Annotated in this window: 14 protein-coding genes; 7 read left to right on the forward strand and 7 right to left on the reverse strand. The window is 41.3% G+C overall.

What is annotated here, in order from left to right; translation table 11 throughout:
• Window positions 1-155: 155 nt before the first annotated feature.
• The 5 genes from Q8W40_RS22340 to add all read left to right on the forward strand — a co-directional run bounded on the left by Q8W40_RS22340 (window position 156) and on the right by add (window position 7,074).
• On the forward strand, window positions 156-722 hold the full coding sequence (locus Q8W40_RS22340) for a DUF4124 domain-containing protein (protein ID WP_305400353.1): 567 nt from the start codon (window positions 156-158) through the stop codon (window positions 720-722).
• A gap of 106 nt (window positions 723-828) precedes the next feature.
• The gene (gene glnL / locus Q8W40_RS22345; RefSeq protein WP_101114609.1) at window positions 829-1,884 is read left to right on the forward strand and encodes a nitrogen regulation protein NR(II); all 1,056 of its coding nucleotides are present in this window, start codon (window positions 829-831) and stop codon (window positions 1,882-1,884) included.
• Window positions 1,885-1,912: 28 nt separating this feature from the next.
• Entirely contained in the window at window positions 1,913-3,322 is a 1,410-nt protein-coding gene (gene glnG, locus Q8W40_RS22350; RefSeq protein WP_305400354.1) for a nitrogen regulation protein NR(I), read from the forward strand.
• A 101-nt stretch (window positions 3,323-3,423) separates the two neighbouring features.
• Window positions 3,424-5,976, forward strand: coding sequence for a bifunctional diguanylate cyclase/phosphodiesterase (locus Q8W40_RS22355; RefSeq protein WP_305400355.1), 2,553 nt, complete (start codon window positions 3,424-3,426; stop codon window positions 5,974-5,976).
• A gap of 96 nt (window positions 5,977-6,072) precedes the next feature.
• A complete protein-coding gene (gene add, locus Q8W40_RS22360; RefSeq protein ID WP_305400356.1) occupies window positions 6,073-7,074 on the forward strand; it encodes an adenosine deaminase in 1,002 nt (333 codons plus the stop codon).
• Window positions 7,075-7,187: 113 nt separating this feature from the next.
• On the opposite strand, the gene Q8W40_RS22365 is transcribed toward add, so the two are convergent.
• From Q8W40_RS22365 to Q8W40_RS22395, 7 genes are all read right to left on the reverse strand, one after another.
• Window positions 7,188-7,364 carry a hypothetical protein gene (locus tag Q8W40_RS22365; RefSeq protein WP_305400357.1) on the reverse strand — a complete coding sequence of 59 codons (177 nt, stop codon included), beginning with the start codon at window positions 7,362-7,364 and terminating at the stop codon, window positions 7,188-7,190.
• A 2-nt stretch (window positions 7,365-7,366) separates the two neighbouring features.
• Window positions 7,367-8,671, reverse strand: coding sequence for a leucine-rich repeat domain-containing protein (locus Q8W40_RS22370; RefSeq protein WP_305400359.1), 1,305 nt, complete (start codon window positions 8,669-8,671; stop codon window positions 7,367-7,369).
• A 295-nt stretch (window positions 8,672-8,966) separates the two neighbouring features.
• Complete coding sequence (locus Q8W40_RS22375; RefSeq protein WP_305400361.1) at window positions 8,967-9,143, reverse strand: hypothetical protein; 177 nt, start codon at window positions 9,141-9,143, stop codon at window positions 8,967-8,969.
• A 2-nt stretch (window positions 9,144-9,145) separates the two neighbouring features.
• A complete protein-coding gene (locus Q8W40_RS22380) occupies window positions 9,146-10,660 on the reverse strand; it encodes a leucine-rich repeat domain-containing protein (RefSeq protein WP_305400362.1) in 1,515 nt (504 codons plus the stop codon).
• A 2-nt stretch (window positions 10,661-10,662) separates the two neighbouring features.
• Window positions 10,663-14,310: a hypothetical protein gene (locus Q8W40_RS22385; protein WP_305400363.1), complete on the reverse strand. Its 3,648-nt coding sequence runs from the start codon at window positions 14,308-14,310 to the stop codon at window positions 10,663-10,665.
• A gap of 8 nt (window positions 14,311-14,318) precedes the next feature.
• Entirely contained in the window at window positions 14,319-15,251 is a 933-nt protein-coding gene (locus Q8W40_RS22390; RefSeq protein ID WP_305400365.1) for a PAAR domain-containing protein, read from the reverse strand.
• Between the two features lie 250 nt (window positions 15,252-15,501).
• A complete protein-coding gene (locus Q8W40_RS22395; protein WP_305400366.1) occupies window positions 15,502-16,419 on the reverse strand; it encodes an aldo/keto reductase in 918 nt (305 codons plus the stop codon).
• A gap of 148 nt (window positions 16,420-16,567) precedes the next feature.
• Between Q8W40_RS22395 and Q8W40_RS22400 the strand changes: the two genes are divergently transcribed.
• On the forward strand, window positions 16,568-17,482 hold the full coding sequence (locus Q8W40_RS22400; RefSeq protein WP_305400367.1) for a LysR substrate-binding domain-containing protein: 915 nt from the start codon (window positions 16,568-16,570) through the stop codon (window positions 17,480-17,482).
• A gap of 233 nt (window positions 17,483-17,715) precedes the next feature.
• A complete protein-coding gene (locus Q8W40_RS22405; RefSeq protein ID WP_305400369.1) occupies window positions 17,716-18,423 on the forward strand; it encodes a helix-turn-helix transcriptional regulator in 708 nt (235 codons plus the stop codon).
• The last annotated feature ends 440 nt before the right edge of the window (window positions 18,424-18,863 follow it).

The following is an 18,863-nucleotide window of genomic DNA, read 5'->3' on the forward strand; positions in this document are numbered from 1 at the left end:
CTCGCAGGCGGGCCTTTTTTATATTTCACTTTAATTAACAAGCCCTTAGCATTAGGTTAAAACTCCAGCATTTTAGCGTGACGCCCAACCTTACTTAAAAACATAATCAGAGGCGCAGCTAATAACTTTTAACGTACTCTACACTGGTGCTTACAATGAAACTGATCACCCTACTTCCTGTGCTTAGTTTGATGATTGCTCCTGCCGCCATTGCCCAAACGGTCTACTCATGGGTCGATGACGACGGCATCCTTCACATCAGCGACACGCCACCCGATGGTCCTGCCAATAAAAAAGAATCGTTTGTTTTACCAAACGCCAAAACCAGTACTCCCGACCCTGTTTTTACACCAGCAAAACCTCTGAAAAATAAACAGACAGCTAAGACCGAGGCAGATGAAAAGAAAAAGCCAAAGAAGGCGGCACCACTGTCTCTTTCTATTAGCAATCTAGAGCAAGATCAAACCATCCGAAGCAATCGCGGCATCATCAATGTTCAAGTGGACCAAAACCGGAAACTGGGCATTGGTGAGCGACTCCAATTGATGCTCGATGGGAAGCCTTACGGCGCTCCACAAAACAAGCCACTGTGGCAGCTTATCAATGTCGATAGAGGCACTCATGTACTTGCTGTACAAGCAGTTAGAGACGGCAAGCTTATTGCATCAACCTCTCCAGTAACGGTGCATTTGCATCGAGCGAGGGTGAAATCCACGGGATAATAAGGATTAACGAGCCAATTTCGGTTTATTAACTTTTTCTTTTAAGGTTCATGCTCCATACTAAACAGGCGACGCACCATTTTGGTGCAAACTATAAGGTAAGGACATGACCACCCTCGATCTGCGCTCTACCGCCATTCTCGACAACATCGTCACAGCCACCATGCTGCTAGATGAGCAGCTCGCCGTGCACTACGCTAACCCTGCTGCAGAGCTGCTTTTCTCACAAAGTGCAAAACGCCTTCAAACCTGCAAGCTCGCAGAATTGATCCAACACGCTTCGATGGATTTAAGCATGCTGACCCAACCATTACAGACAGGTCAAAGCATCACAGACAGCGACGTCACCTTTGTGATTGATGGAAAGCCGACAATGGTCGAAGTCACGGTCAGCCCTTTCACGTGGGAAAAACAACTGCTCCTATTAGTTGAGCTTAGGAAAATTGGTCAGCAGCGCCGATTAAGCCAAGAGTTGAATCAACACGCTCAGCAACAAGCAGCAAAAGTTCTGGTTCGAGGGTTAGCCCATGAAATCAAAAACCCTTTAGGGGGGCTTCGCGGGGCGGCGCAGCTTTTATCCAAAATGTTGCCGGATCCAAGCCTTGGGGAATATACGCAAATCATTATCGAACAGGCCGATAGGCTCCGCGCGCTGGTCGACCGTTTACTTGGCCCACAAAAGCCAGGTGAAAAACGCGAAGCGAATCTTCACCTCGCGCTAGAAAAAGTCCGTCAGTTGGTTGAATTAGACTCAACAAAATCGCTCTCTATCAAGCGTGATTACGATCCGAGTTTACCGCCACTCATGATGGATTCTGACCAAATTGAGCAGGCATTGCTGAATATTGTCAGTAACGCCGCACAAATTCTAGGCGACCAACAACACGGGGAAATTGTGCTTCGCACCAGAACGGTGCATCAAGCCAACATTCATGGGCAGCGCTACAAACTGGCTGCCAAGTTAGACATTATCGATAACGGTCCAGGTATTCCTGGGGAGCTTCAAGACACGCTATTTTACCCCATGGTGAGTGGGCGTGAGGGTGGCACAGGGCTCGGACTATCGATCTCACAAAACTTAATCGACCAGCATCAGGGAAAAATCGATGTCGAAAGCTGGCCCGGAAAAACCACATTCACCATAATTTTACCAATCAAATGATCAGGTATTGCTGTTAGGAGAGAGCGCAATGAGTAAAGGCTTTGTATGGGTCGTTGATGACGACAGTTCTATCCGCTGGGTTATGGAAAAAACCTTATCTTCGGCACAAATTCAGTGTGAGACGTTTGCCGATGCTGAAAGCGTGCTTATGGCGTTAGAACGGCAAGTACCTGATGTACTGGTGTCCGACATACGTATGCCCGGCATCGATGGTTTAGACCTACTTAAAGAAGTTCATCAGCAGTACCCAGACTTACCTGTCATTATCATGACGGCGCACTCGGATCTCGACGCTGCGGTGAACGCCTATCAGAAAGGCGCATTTGAATACCTGCCCAAGCCTTTCGATATCGATGAGACCCTAACACTCGTTGAGCGTGCCATCGCGCACAGCCATGAACAAAAAAGGCATCAAGAAAGCACCGATCCTCTTACCAGCGATGCCCCAGAGATCATCGGTGAAGCCCCAGCCATGCAGGAAGTATTTCGTGCTATTGGGCGTTTATCTCGTTCTTCCATTTCGGTTTTAATAAACGGCGAATCAGGCACTGGTAAAGAGCTGGTCGCTCATGCTTTGCACCGCCATAGCCCTAGGGCAAAGAGCCCTTTCATCGCCTTGAACATGGCTGCTATCCCTAAAGATTTGATCGAGTCTGAGTTGTTTGGTCATGAAAAAGGCGCATTTACGGGGGCAAACACCGTTCGCCAAGGGCGCTTTGAACAAGCCAATGGCGGTACTTTGTTCCTAGATGAAATTGGCGACATGCCACTCGATATCCAAACTCGTTTACTGCGAGTTTTGGCAGACGGGCAATTTTACCGTGTTGGCGGTCACTCTCCCATCAATGTGGACGTGCGCATCATTGCAGCCACCCACCAAAACCTAGAAAAGCTGGTTCATGATGGTGACTTTCGTGAAGATCTCTTCCATCGCTTGAATGTTATCCGTGTACACATTCCCGCTCTACGTGAACGTAAGCAAGACATTGAAAAACTCACACAACACTTTTTGAACCTCGCCGCCGAAGAGCTGGGCGTGGAAATGAAAACCTTGCATCCAGACACGGTTCTTAACCTCAACCAGCTGCCCTGGCCTGGTAACGTTCGTCAATTAGAAAACATTTGCCGATGGCTAACCGTAATGGCCAGCGGGAATGAAGTTTTGCCCTCTGACTTACCGCGAGAACTGTTCGAAGAGACAAAATCCGTGCCCAATTCTCATGAAAATGGCGGTTGGCAGTCTCAACTAGAAGAATGGGCGAAAGAAGCTCTGACTTCTGGCGAAACTGAGCTCCTTTCTTATGCACTCCCTGAATTTGAACGTATACTTTTAAAAACAGCGCTAAATCATACTAATGGTCATAAGCAGGATGCCGCTAAAGTTCTAGGATGGGGACGGAATACGCTCACCAGAAAGCTAAAAGAGTTAAACATTTAGTCGAATTGTTCAAAAAAGACTCGCGAGCTTGATATCTAGCCTTTACAATAGCGCCTCTTATCTTGATTACAGGATGGCGTTCACTAACTGTATGTAGGGCAATGGCGAATAAAAAGATTACTTTACGAATGGCTGTCATTTTACCCTTTGTGATCGTATTCATGTTCACATTTGGGGTAATTGCATTCGTACAAAAGAGCAGCTTCGAGAATATGGTGTCTAATTTGAGCCATAAGCAGCTCATGGCATTTACTGAGAACGTTAAAAGCCGTTTGTCGATCTTTTTAGATGAGCCCTATCAAGCCAACATTACGTTGAGTAAATCCGTCGAATTTAACGAGCTGTATCAGCTCGGTAATCTCAATCAAATCGAGAATTTCCTCTCCTTAAGTTTTAATCATTTATACAAAAACATCCCCCACTTAGATGTGGTCGGTTTTGGTGGTAAAGAAGGCGAGTTTGTCGGCTTTAGGCGAGAATCCACCTCTGATTTTACCTTGATGCTCCAAGACAAACGCACCGAAAATGATTTGGTTATCTACTCCGGTAGAAATATCGAGTCAGGTGCTAAATCCACCTTTCAAGGTTATGACCCTAGAATTCGTCCATGGTATGTCCCTGCGGCAGAATCACGCTCCCCATCGTGGTCTAACATTTATACCAATGCGGATGAACGCCAAGAAATTACATTATCCGCAACCACTCCTGTAATTGTGAGCGATGAGCTGATTGGCGTCATGGTCGCGGATATTAAAATCGACACGTTCAACAATTTCCTTGTGGATCAAAAAAAGAGAACGGCTGCCTCCATTTTTATCTTCGATCATGATAACCGCTTGGTAGCGCATTCGGATAACTCTAGCGTGGTATCCAAAGGCACGCCGATGACCATAAAAGGGCAGCGGCTACAAATGACAGAAAGCACGAACCCTGTTGTACAAACCAGTGCAAAGTACATCGCGAGCAACCGTTTGGAAGCCAAAAGTCAACCTGTAATGTTTGACTACGTTACCAGTGGGGATCGCTACTTCAATAAACTGTCTCGCTACACCAATCCATACGGGCTGGAATGGTACATTGTCGTTACCATTTCTGAGCACGATTTGTTAGGTGACTTACCAGAGCAACAACAACGTGGTTGGCTGATTGGTATGACCTTCAGCTTATTGGGCTTTTTGATCGGTGTATTGGTTTTTAATCGCATTACACACCCAATTACAACGACAGCGAACGCAGCACGAGAAATAGCCAAAGGTGATTGGGACAGCCCGATGCCAGAACCGGGCAAAGTATTTGAAACCAGTATGTTGGTGTCGGCATTCAACAACATGACTCAAAACTTAAAGGCTTCATTTGAAGCACTACGAACTCAGTTGGTCTACGACTCTTTAACTCAGCTCTACAGCCGCCAAGGTCTTATCGAAACGAGCAGTAATCTGAAATCTTCCCTACCCGGATCCTTGATTCTCATTGGCATCGATCGCTTCCGAGACATCAACGACAGTTTAGGTCATTACAATGGCGACCAACTATTAACCATTATTGCTCAGCGACTAAAGAATATTTGCCACGAACGTGTATTACTTGCCAGAGTCGCAGGCGATGAATTCGCCATTTATGATCCTAGAAATGGCTCTGAAATGGCAGTCGAGCAGTTAGTTACTCGAATAAAACAGTCGTTTAGCTCACCATTCAATATGGGTACAGAGACAGTGGTCGTCAACGTCTCCATCGGTATTGTTTTATCGTGCGATAAAAATGATATGAGCACATGGCTACGTAACAGCAGCATCGCCTTAAGCAACGCCAAGCAGGACGCGCTCCGCGTTGTGTACTACCGACCTGAAATGGCCGATGTTTCTCGTAAGAAAACACAAACTCTCGCCAACTTGAATGAAGCGATTGCCAACAGTGAATTTGTCCCGTTTTATCAACCCATCATTGATTTAGAAAGTGGAGAAATCCTAGGGGCTGAAGCCTTGGCACGTTGGGTCTCGGAAGAAAATGGGGTCGTACCACCTCTCGACTTCATTCCTATTGCAGAAGAAAGCGGCTTAATTGGCGACATTGGTTCGCAAATCTTACTGAAAGCATGCAGTGATACCGCCAATGCTATTCAAAATGGGCAATGGCACCCCGAATTCAGCTTGCACGTTAACCTCTCCGTGAATCAATTATCCCAGCCAGGGTTTACTGAAGAATTGGAAATGGTGCTTAAGTACACACGGCTAAACGCCCAAAACTTAACGCTTGAGATTACAGAATCGAGAATCGTCGATAACGACCCGATTATCTTGAAAAACATGCAAGCCATTAAAGATTTAAACATTAAGATTGCCATTGATGACTTTGGAACCGGTTATTCATCGCTTGCTTATCTCCACAAATTGCCCTTTGATTGCTTGAAAATAGACCGCTCGTTCATCGTTCAACTAGAAAGAGAGCAAATAGAAACGTCTGTCGTCGCCGCTATTGTGAATATCACAAAGGGCTTCAAGGTGAATCTTGTGGCAGAAGGGGTCGAAACCACAGAGCAAGCCGAACTGCTTCGCTTACTCGACTGCCCTCAAGCGCAAGGATTTTTGTTTAGCCGACCGGTTCCTTTCTCAGAATGGCCAACAGATTTAGTGAACATTAAAGAAAAGCAGCACTGATCAAACAATAATCTGTTCTTATGGTACTGACAGTTTACTAAATGATTTTTATACTTAGGCGAATTAGCCGAAACTCGTCGCATTTAGGAAGTAAACATGATCACCAAAAACCTGCCTTTAACTGATATTCACCGCCACCTTGACGGTAACGTCCGTAGCCAGACGATTCTTGATCTTGGCAAAAAATTTGGCGTGGCACTTCCCGCATACGATTTGGAAGCGCTTCGTCCGCACGTACAAATTGTTGAAGCTGAGCCTTCACTCGTTGCATTCCTGTCCAAGTTAGACTGGGGTGTAGCCGTACTGGGTGACTTGGATGCATGTCGTCGTATTGCTTACGAAAACGTAGAAGACGCATTGAATGCTCAAATCGATTACGCTGAACTTCGTTTCTCGCCTTACTACATGGCAATGAAACATAAACTGCCTATTGAAGGTGTAGTAGAAGCGGTGATTGATGGGGTACAAGCTGGTTCACGCGACTACGGTGTAAAAACCAACCTTATCGGAATTATGAGCCGTACATTTGGCCAAGATGCTTGCCAACAAGAACTGGACGGTTTACTTGCACACAAAGACAAATTGGTTGCTATTGACCTAGCCGGTGATGAACTTGGTCAACCAGGCGATCGCTTTGTTAACCACTTCAAGCAGGTTCAAGACGCAGGCTTACAAGTCACAATTCACGCAGGTGAAGCAGCAGGTGCAGAAAGTATGTGGCAAGCGATTCAAGAACTTGGCGCTGTCCGTATCGGGCACGGCGTGAAAGCGATTCACGATCCTAAGTTGATGGATTACCTTGCTGAACACGGTATTGGTATTGAATCTTGCCTAACGTCTAACTTCCAAACCAGCACGGTTGATTCTCTTGCTAACCACCCGCTGAAAACGTTCCTAGAGCACGGCGTGAAAGCGTGTATTAATACCGATGACCCAGCAGTTGAAGGCATCGAGCAGCCTTATGAATTTGAAGTGGCAGCTCCAGCAGCAGGCTTAAGCCAAGAGCAGATTCGCCAAGCTCAAATCAACGGTTTGGACATCGCTTTCCTATCCGACGCCGAGAAAGAAGCGCTACGCGAAATGGCGAAAAATCGCTGATAGTTAGAAAGGTATAGAACAAAGGAGGCGAAAGCCTCCTTTGTTCTAAGCGGTAAACAAACCGCTTAAATATACTTGATTCAACATGCTTTGAGTAACACTAGTTGAATTATCTATGTATCATCACGCCTGAAAAATAGCTTATTCACTACCAATACAATAATGTAGCTCAATACCAAAATACTCGCGTAATCCATAAACGTTTCTTCGCCGTCTGAAAACTCATGGATAGTACTCATTAGGAAGTTAATGAGAAGTGTAATAACGGCAATAGTTTGAATATAGATCATGATCATTGCTTCCCGTTAATATTGCCGTATTCATATAAATTCTCTAATTTTTCCTCGTCTTCTTTTGTCATGGTTTTTTCAATAGGGTTATATAGGAGACCAATTCCACAATAAGCAAGATCTTTTACTTCATTAAAATCCAACGTATCAATTTGATTATTAAATAAACGGAGAAATGTTAAAGATGAAAGATGGTTAACATTTTTAACTTCTTTAATTTTATTTCGTGTAATTACCAACTCCTCCAAATTTTCCACACCTTCCATTTTTCCGATTTCAGTTAGGTTTCCACCGTAAATTGTTAATTTTTTGAGAGAAGGAAGGTTTTTGAGTCCATCCATAGTTTCAAGTTTACTATGTTCAATAATTATCTCCTCCAATTTAGGAAGATTACTAAGTCCTTTTAAGTTTTTTATGGAAGTATTCCTCAGGATAAGTTTCTTTAACTTATTATTTTTAGAAAAGTCTGGAATACTATTGTTTATTTCACCACCAGCAATTACATACTCTACATTCTCTGGAATAATGGTATGCGAGTAGTCATTATCTGAACCAAAACTTAGTTTCTTAAGATTAACTAGACCTTTCAACCCAATGGACTTTACGTTTTTCTCAGTCGGCAAGTATAATGATTCCAATTTACCAAGATTTGATAAATTAAATATCACCTCTGTATCCAAAGTATTATCTCTAGAGTAAAACAAGTCTAATACTTCAAGGTTATTAAGCTCTTCAAAATCAGAAAGCCTCATATAAGCACCAACTAAAGAGGATGCTCTAATATATTTCTGATATTTTATATTATTTATTTTTATTTTTTTTTCTGAATATAAATCTAAAACTTCAAGTTTGCTTTCTATTGGTAGACTTATAATTCCATCGCTTAGTTTATTTATTCTTACTTGTTTCAGATTTTTTAATGTAGTTAGATCTAATTCTTTTATTTTACTATTATTAAATTCTAATGACAAATATTCCAAGCTTTTAAGGGATGATATAAAATCCATTAATTCTCCATGACTATGTTGCTTATTAGATAATATATGAAGAACTAGTTGGATTATGTGTCCATTTTCATTAATTACAACATGATTTTTATATTTCTTATAATTATAAAAATTTATATACTTACCACCATTAAAAGATGCTCTCTTAAACATCCGAACTACAGAACTATTATCAATTATAGATTCTGATTCAGGTAAATAATTCATACGTTTTCCTGCTTCTAAAACGTATGAATACCCTATATATCCATCATGTATTTCAACAAAGCTCTTAGCCTCAGGTGAGTAGCTTAGTATCATTTTTCGCTCTGTCATTTCATAAGCGAACAACGGAAATGAGTAGAAAATAAATATTGAAATTAATAGCTTACTAATCAAAATTAACCCTTTTTATCAATATGGGCTTCACATTAAAATGTGTGTGATTCCATAAATGTGATTTATAGAATGGTTGATTCTCTGGTGGTGTAAATACCCCCATTTCTAAAAGAACATAGATGGGCTGATACTCTATAAATTTAGGAGTTAATAGTATATGAGGCACTAGACTTATATTTTCGAATAATAGATTTCCAGAAAATGGAACAGAACTTCACTACTCATTATTTCGTCGAAGAAAGAAAAAATTAATTATTAGAACAATAATGTAGCTCAATACCAAAATACTCGCGTAATCCATAAACGTTTCTTCGCCGTTTGAAAACTCATGGATAGTACTCATTAGAAAGTTAATGAGAAGCGTAATAACGGCGATAACTTGAACATAAATCATGATCATTGCCTCCCATTAATGTTGCCCTTTCTGTGTAAGTTTTTTAACTTTTTCTTATCTACGTCAGACATTGATTCATAGAATTTTGTTTCATATATGTCAACTTTACAATAAGCTAAGTTTTCAATATTTTTGAAATCCAGTTCCTCAATTGGGTTTCCTCGATAAGACACATACTTTAGGTTTTTAAAGTGGTCAATATTCTCTACCTTTGTAATCTCTTGGTTCATAACCCCTAACTTTTCTAAGCTATCAATTCCTTCTAGTTTAACTAAACTCTTGATAGTTCCCCCATCAATAATTAGTGATTTTAAGGAAGGGAGATTCTTCAAACCATCTAAATCTTCAAACTGCTGATATTCCAACTCTATTTCCTCTAAAGCATTTAATGAATGAATATCACCAATTGTTTTTAACTCTCCATAATGTATCGTAAGCGTTTTCAAAGAAGGGAGGTTGTTCAAGCCATTAAGACTTTGTAGCTTGCTATTTTCTATAATCACTTCTTCTAAGTAAGGAAGGTCACTTAATCCATTCAAATCTTTAATCGATGTTTTTTTAGATATGAAGGTTTTTAGATTCTTACTTTTTGAAAGATCAGGCAGATTTGTATTTACCTTCCCGCCACTTGAGAGGTATTCAACTTTACGTGGAATTGTTAAATGTGCGTAGCTATTATTACCTCCAAGGCCTAAAACCTTAAGGTTTTCCAGTTTTACTAAATTGATTGCTGATATATTTGTTCCACTTGGGATATATAGTCTTTCTAAATTAACTAACTCAGAAAATGAGATCTCTACTTCAATCTCACTATTAATATGCTTTGCATAAGACAAATATAAATTTTCGATTTTCTTAAGATTTGAAATCTCTGATAGGTCAAAAGCACCGCCAGATATACCCATTGCTTTGACATTTTCTTGATACATTATATTCTCAAAGAGAACATCTTTTTTAGAATATGAGTTTAAGACTTCTAACATACTAACTTTTGGGAGTATTACTGTTCCAGAAGAAAGCTTGTTTAAATTAACTTGTCTTAATTCACTATTTTTTGAAAGATCTATCTTATCTACAGCCTCATCATTAAACCTTATTGACAGGTATTCTAGGTTTTTCAAAGACGAAATAAAATCAATAAGATCCTTATGATTCCAGTTTCTTGTAGGCTCAACACTTACTACGAGTTGAACTATATTTCCCTGAGAATTTACAACAGCATGATTTCGATATGTACTATGAGTATAGAAAATTCTATAGTTTCCACCATTAAATGATGTTTTCTGAAACCTTCGTACAACAGAACTATTATCTTTTGAATCCTTTGAATCAGCTAAATATTTAAAGTTTACTCCTTCCTCAAAAACATAGGCATACCCAGTGTTTCCCTTGTAAACTTCAAGGAATCTTCTTATCTCTTCAGATTCGCTGGCGATTCTTTGTCGATCTTTCTCTTCATAACCAATAGTAGGATAAGAAAAAAGGATAAAGGTTATAAGCAGTAGTTTTTTTAACACAGTCAATCCTTTGGAATCGATATAGGGTTTAAATGAAAGTGTGGATGTTGCCAAAGATGCGATTTGTGGAATGGCTGATCGCTAGATGGAGTAAATAGCCCCATTTCGAGAAGAACATAGATGGGCTGATGCTCTATAAATTTGCATCCAAAATTGGAGTAGCAGGTTTCTTGCAACCCCATGTACAGTAAGGAAGGGTGGTTTTGATTACCAAGGTTCGTCTCATTAAACGTCAAATTATGAGGTAACTCGTGAAGACCAAATTTCTCCTCATTGTATTTAGTTCGTGCTTTGACCTCTTCGTAATAATCAATCACTTGTTCAACGCTATGTATACCGTCAAACCATAGTGTATGGAGCCAATCGATATCAAAATCTACCAGGTCTACAATTTGCTGTTTGGTATAGCGAGGCTTGTCATCTCCATCTTTCTCCAAATACAAAGGAACAATTGCTCTCCATGATAATTTTCCAAGGTTTACACCCTTACTACTAATGACCCCGTCTTGATGGTAATCTTCTATCGTAGTGATAGGAGTATTATCTGATTGTCCATAAAACAACTGATAAGTATCTATTGGATTTTCATTCAGTAGCATTTTTAAATCATGCTCTCCATCGAAAGATAAATTTGCAGCAATATTCCAAACAGAATTATTTCCCATCGTTTTTAAGCCATATGCCTCCACTGTTTCTTTGGGTATATGAACAGGCTTTTTCACCTCCCCCCATAACCCAACAAGGTTATTCTGAGATTGACTACTGAAGAAAGGTTTAGCCAATTTTGCCAGATCATAAAAAAGCATCATAACGTTAAAGAACGTGCCCGCGGAGATAAGTAAACCAGATACCATTGGATGAGGTATACGCGAACCCCATTTAACGGTATTGATCATTCTTACGGTGAAGCCAACCGTCAACATAATACCTGCCGCAGCGGTAGTCGCAGCCACTAGTGCTTCTTCGGTCTTTCTGTCTTCAAGCAGACCTCGTATATCATAAGACGCAGTGATACCTTGATAAATTCCCAGCGGAATTGCCAACCTATCCAGAAAGTCCCCAATAAAACCTTGAGTAAATGAAATAGCTTTGAACGAACGTGAGCGAGATACATCAATATTGTTAACGGCACCATAGCGAATTTGCGCTACTCTGAGTGCGCCTAGCACGCTATTTGCTGCTCCTCCAAAATCCATGATTCCTTGAATATGCAAATTCATGTATCTGATATATAGCTCTTGTTCGGACCAATTGTATTTTTCTGCCTGTTCAGCAAGTAAATTCATATTTTGTACGGATAGGCAAACATTCAGCGCTGAATATACTACTCGAGAATACGCTGCAGTCGCAGCGCGCGCCGACGCTTCATCATTATCAAAACGAAACTGCCCGTAAAAATTCGCTTTTTTTCTGTCCTTGCCATTGCCTTCTAAAGCTTCTAATTTTATATTCATTTCTTCAAAAAATGATTTTATGGCATTTTTTGATTTCTGGAGCTTATTTTTACTTGCTGAATGATTTTGGGTAACGATAAGTGCTTTGATAATATCCGCACCTTTATCAGCACTAGACGCATCTATAACCGAACTGCCATCGCCCCGCAAAATACCAAAAATCTTAAGTACACTATTAAAGTACTTAACATGATAAGCCGCATCGCTTTTTAGGCTTTGATAAATCTTCTTCACACAGTCAGTTTGGTACCAACTGAGCATAACTTGGAGAGTACAAGGGGCGCCTGGACCGGGAACCACGTGACCTAAGTAAGGTTTCGCATATGTTTCATAGTTCGATAATATCCACTGAGATAGAGATTTGGTGTCTTCATCATACGTTGGTACAGACTCTTTTAATGCATCTAGTTGATTAACTAGGAAAGATTCATCAGAATCGTCTTTTTTCTGTATTGCGTCTTGCCACACTCCTAATAGACTAAGATCGTTAGTGTCTTCATCTGGAGAAAGTTTAGCTAGCTCATCAAAACCATGCGATAAGTCGTAGTTCCAAACCATTTCTCGGTACACATCCGAATAGGAAAGAGCCTCATAACACCTTGATATAGTAAAGAGAATGGCATCCCAATCATTTTCTTCATCCATATATGGACCTGCGGGATGACCTTCCCCATCAAAGCCTTCTTCGTATTTTTCTTTGATATAAGCGGTATAGTGTTTGATTTCAGCGAGAAGCGCTTTTGAATGGAGCAACTTCCAAACTTCTTTCGCAGCTTTGTCAATATGACGCTTTTGGGTATTCATATCAAACCCAACTGGGTTTTCAATAATATTGGAAACCCCCTCTTCCAGATCCGAAATGGCCTCTTGGAGCTTAACTCTCTCTTTCAACTCCTCAGTAAATTTTGACTGCCCGAGATAACTTGATAACTGATGCTGCGCTATATTAAAAAATGGATTGATGGTGGTATGGATATCGCTTTGCCCTTGATAAGGCATACGTACGTGCATATCCATCAGATGAGACATTTGAGAAAGCTCATAGAGCTTTTTATGATGTGGTAGACACGCCAGCTTGTATTCGTTGATTTGCGTCTCTAGAATTCCAAGCGCGTCTTTTAACCTGTGATTCCATTCCGGTAACGTACAATGCAAATAAATCCGTGGTGGGGCACTTTCTTCTTCCACATCAAAGACGACTTTGTTCAGTTTAAGCGTATGCCTTGTAGGGTAAACAGGCGCTTTTAAATCCGCTATTTCTCTTAATGGTTTGGTTTTAAACTTATTTTGATCAAGTGGATATAAAAAGAACGCACCTGGTTTGAAATACTTAATGCGCGAATTCGTGAGTTGATAAGCGTAATATTGGTTTTCGTTTACAATTTCGGAGGAAAACCTGCCTGAGTCACGCAAATGTGTTCGCCACTTCTCACCTAAGAACTGTGGTAATACCGGCTTTTTCAACTCAAATTGTTTTTTCCCGTCCTCACTTCTTACAATAGTAAAGCTGCTGCTTTCTGAACTCAGCTTTGTTGCGACAGCATTGGTGTTAGTGTAGACCGCCTCGAGTCTATCGGCATGATAGCCTGAATCATCAGACTCACCCGCTGTGCGCTCATCATCGTCATAGTTCCAACATAATATGAATCGGTTATAAATCTCACTGCCGTCGTCAGCGTAGTAGAACTTGGTATTGCTGTAGTCATACTCTCTTGGTCTAACTAACAGTGTGGTGGGCACCTCGCCGTCTTCTTCATCGTGTGTCGCGATATCTCGGGTAAATTGAGGTTCAAAAGTAGGTATTTCAGTGTTTTCGTGTCCCGTTAGCACCCAAAAATTGGGTTCTAACGGTTCGCTTTCTTGCTCGTCAGAAACCTTAAGCTCCGCTTTTGAAAATAAATCCTGATAAAAAGCTTGTCGCTCTTCTAAACGCGCTTTATTCGCGGCTAAATCTTCAGAATAACTGGGGTAAGGTGAAATATTTTCATGGAAAGTTATTTGGCGATCAATTTCTTCTTCTAGCGCTTGAATGCTTAGATTGAGTGTTTGAATTCTGTATCTTACTTTGTATTTTATATACTTATCATTAATACTTCCGGCGTATTCGTTTATTTTTTCCTGCATTGCCCGATAGTATTCAAGGTCGAACAACATATGGTCATAGTCTAACTGGTAGTCTTTTAGCTGGTTATACATTGTCGCCTCTAAGAAAGTTTTTCGTTCTTTTCTAGCCACTCTTGGGTATCGCCGTCTATAGACCCCGTCAGTGGTAAACCTTGGATAAATTGCAGGTTCTTTATGTCGCTTTGAGTTTTAGGTCCCAATTGACCATCAGAGTTACCCGATGCCATGCCTTGGTTAGCCAAACGCTGCTGTACACCTTCCGTATCTGAAAGTGGTTTTAACGTTTTTATACTGACTTTGTAGACATCGAAATTCTCTTCATCTTCTTCGTTTAGCCAGAATTTGATAGTGACTTCTTTCTCGTCTTTGAATTCTTCTAAATCCAGTACCCCGGAGTGGTTGGTTTGAGCATCAACTGTTGATGAGCCAGATTCGATAACCACTTTTTTATTGGCGTAGACATAGCCATTTTGATCTTTCATCGCTAAGCCAATTCCAGGCTCTTTTTCCTCTTCAACAGTGGCTTGGTTTTCAAAGTCCGCAGGGGAAGTTGACGACTTGGGAATGCTGTCTAATGTTAGGTTTTCATTGACACCTTGGGTGACCAGCGTAGCAACAGGAGCCCAATTCGATGGGGCTGGAGCTTCATTAGAACTGGATTCGGGAGGCGAGCCTTTCTTGCCTGAAGATGAGGAGCTACCACCACCTGAGCTGGGCGAGCCTTGATCGCCAATAAGAACGGTGCCACACCCCGAGATGATAACGCCACCGTGGGATGAACCATCCCCCATACGAGCCGCTGGCTTTCCGTTGATAAAAACACTGCCTGAGCCACCGGATATAGAATCTGGAGGACCGACACACACCATTGAATCACCTTGTCTGGCGGCGGGCATACCACCGATAAAAACGTTTCCGGAGCCTGAAGAAATGGGACCACCTACATGCGGTATTTTCCCTGTTTTGTCTGGGCAGGAGTGAGAATCTCCTACCCTTGCAGCTGGCTTTCCCATTGCAACATCCTGTTAGCGTGCTAAGAAAAATTCTGTCGATTATATATGCATCACGTATCTCAACTTAAGGTGTATGAATTAAAGAAAGCTATCCAGTAAAAAAAGTTGAGCAGGGTTCTCATTAATCTTGATTAGAAATGTAACTGATACAACAGTTACTTATCGTTGAGGATAGAGGAGAAGTAGTTTTTTTAAGGCCAAGACGAAGGAAGGCTTTCACCTTCCTATAAAGTGTTATGGAGCTAGAAATCTACGCCACACCGTGCCCTTTTGACGCTGTCCATACTCGATACCATTGTTCACGGGTTAACGAGATATTTTTGGCTGCGACTGCGGTTTTTACGCGTTCTATTTTACCACTTCCAATGATAGGGATTGGGCGAGAGGGTAGCGCCATCACCCAAGCAAACACCACTTGATCAATCGAATCGGCAGACACTTCTTCTTTTATCTCTTCCAGCACAGTTAACACGCGGTTATCTTGCTCAGTTGATGGGTTGAAAAGGTTGCCTCCAGCCAAACATGACCAAGCCATTGGGCGGCGACGTTGAGCTTGCAACTGATGCAATGTTCCGTCTTCGAGGCTTTGCATATTGATGGGATTAATCTCTACTTGGTTGGTCACCAACGTGACATCCAAATAGGATTGAAGAGAAGAAAATTCATGTGTTGTGAAGTTAGAAACACCGAAATTCAACACTTTACCTGAGCGTCTTAACACTTCAAACGCTTCGGCGACCTCTTCTGGTTGAAGCAAAATATCAGGTCGGTGCAGTAGCAATGTATCGACATGCTCTACACCCAGCTGCTTGAGTGAGCGCTCTACCGATCCGATTATCTCACCACGACCGCTGTCATAGTAGGCAATTCCCCCTTCGGTTTGAGGAGCGATAATGCCTAACTTAGTAATGATATGGAGTTGCTCCCGGATGGAGGGCTCAAGTGCTAGTGCCTCACCAAACAAGGTTTCGCAAGGGACATCACCGCCATAAATAGCAGCATGATCTACGGTGGTTATTCCCAGCTCTATGTGCTGCTTAACAAAATCCAGCCTCTGAGCAGGTGACATCCCCCACTCCCCCATTCGCCAATACCCTTGTATAAATTCAATACCAGCTAACGGGTCGTTTTGATATACACCCATACTATTCTGTTGATTATTAGACATTTTCACCTCAAACCTCATAAACGTAATACCTAAATATTAGACGGTGCTTTGTTGCGATTAAACCTCACATTCAGAATTAACTATTCTTTATAGAGAACAATAAAATGTACTATAAGGAACAATAGATACTTCATGGTTTGGGTGAAAGATGAAACTGCCACAAGAAATGCGATTGCATAAACGATTCGAACGCTATTATTTATTCAGTGTTGTGGCTGAATGCCTGAATTTTGGGCAAGCTGCCGATAAATTGGGGATTTCACGTAGCTATTTGTCTACCCAAATTAATGCCTTAGAGCGCGATCTTGATGTCACCTTACTGATACGTACAACGCGAAGCGTTAGGCTGACTCAATCAGGACAAAAAGTATTGCTGCAAATGCAAGGTGTTACCTCTTCCGTTAATCTTATGGAGAGAGAAATTAGGCAGTCTGCTTCTGCCATCGAAGGGAAGTTAAACATCACCAGTGCGGCTATTTTTGGGCAACGTTACTTGGTGCCTGCGTGCCGAGCCTTTCGAAAACTCCACCCAGACATCACTTTTGATATTGATGTTGGCTACACAAATCAAGATCTGACTCAACAGCCCTTTGACCTAGCGATAAGAGCGACAAGTACCCCGCCAGAAAACATGATAGCCAAGCATTTAATGGACTACCGACATGTATGTTGTGCCTCGCCAGATTATCTCAACGCCTTTGGCACGCCATTAACACCTGACGATTTGCGCTCACACAACTGTTTATCAGACCCACACCTCACGACGTGGCAATACACGGATCAAGGGACGTTAAAGGAAGCTGAAACAAAAGGGACGTTTTACGCCAACGACAACTTTTTACTTTATGACGCCGCAATAGAGGGTGAAGGCATCATTAAACTTCCTGATTATCTTGTTAAACCAGCACTTAACCGAGGACAATTATCAGCAATATTGGAGCCTTACTATAGCCAAAAAAGAGAGATCTACTTGGTTTTCCCTCAACAACTCAAGCACAGTGAAGCACTTTTAGCTTTTATTCAGTTTTTGCAAAGCTGGGTAAACTCTCATTCACCACGTTGAGTCCCGAACTTTAGTCCAATTCATCCTGTGGAATATTGGACAACTTCTTTGTTTTTGATCAGCCCGTTTCAAATAATTTAGTGAAATGCAGTGAGATCACTCGCACTTTAATACTATTACCAGCATGACATAAATATCTAAACGATTGACAAGATTATACTTATCGACCGCTTAATCATTGAATAATGCTACAAATTCAGGGAATAAATAACCATTAGAGAGGGAACTGGTGAATGGTTAAACAGTTAATTTCAAGTAGTCACGGAGTGACCACTCAACCTCAGTTAAAACGGCTATGTGCCGACATTACTGAAACACTCGGAGTCGATTACTACCTAATCGCATTATTTACCCCATTAAACACACAGCATTACGATGTGTTTTTGATAAACAACTATCCTGAAGATTGGATGGAGTGGTACTTCGAACACAATTACCGCCAAAGCGATCCTGTATTGGAGTACGCCAAAAGTGGAGTTGCTCCGATATTGTGGCACCGCGACTTTGATGCTATGCCAACAGACCAACAAGAAGTCATGGAAAAAGCCGTCGAATATGGGCTAAAAGATGGAATTTCAATTCCTATCCATGGAAAAGGCGGCACCATCGGTGTGTTTTCTATCGCGAACAGTGAACGCATACCGGATGATAAAGCATTTGAAATTGAAGCGAACATGCTTTCTATTTGGCCTTACCTTCATTCTGCTATGAGCCGAGTGAATGTGTGTGAACCAAAAACCTTAACAGACAGAGAAAAAGAAGTACTGACTTGGACCGCCGAAGGTAAAACCTCTTGGGAAGCTTCTCAAATCATTGGTGTGTCTGAAAGTACAATCAATTTCCATATCAAAAATTGCATCAATAAATTGGATGCGGTCAACCGACATCATGCTATAGCTAAAGCCATCATTGGTGGTGTTATTGCACCAGATAAACTGTAGTTTTAATCACTGATGTCTGGTTGAATTGAGAGCCTGGGAAAGATCCAGGCTTATCTCTAACTGAAGTGACTAGTTAATCAACCGGTCAATAATGTCGAAAACACAAACATTGTTGAGGCATGCACCATTCACTTCTTGTACATCTTGAGTATTCAGTTCTTTCATCATTTCGTCCTTTTAATTAGCGTAGAATTCTTTCGATAATGCAGCAGATGCAACATGCGCCATTCACTTCTTGTACGTCTTGAGTATTTAGTTCTTTCATTGTCTATATCCTTATAGATTGATTACGATTTTGATTAATACGTTGTCGCCTGCGCCACTTACTTGGCTAACTTCTTGTTGTGTTAGTGCTTTCATTGCATGTTTCCTTATAGGTTGATTACGATTTTGATTAATACGTTGTCGCCTGCGCCACTTACTTGGCTAACTTCTTGTTG

Source organism: Vibrio penaeicida (assembly GCF_030689305.1).
Lineage (GTDB): Bacteria > Pseudomonadota > Gammaproteobacteria > Enterobacterales > Vibrionaceae > Vibrio > Vibrio penaeicida_B.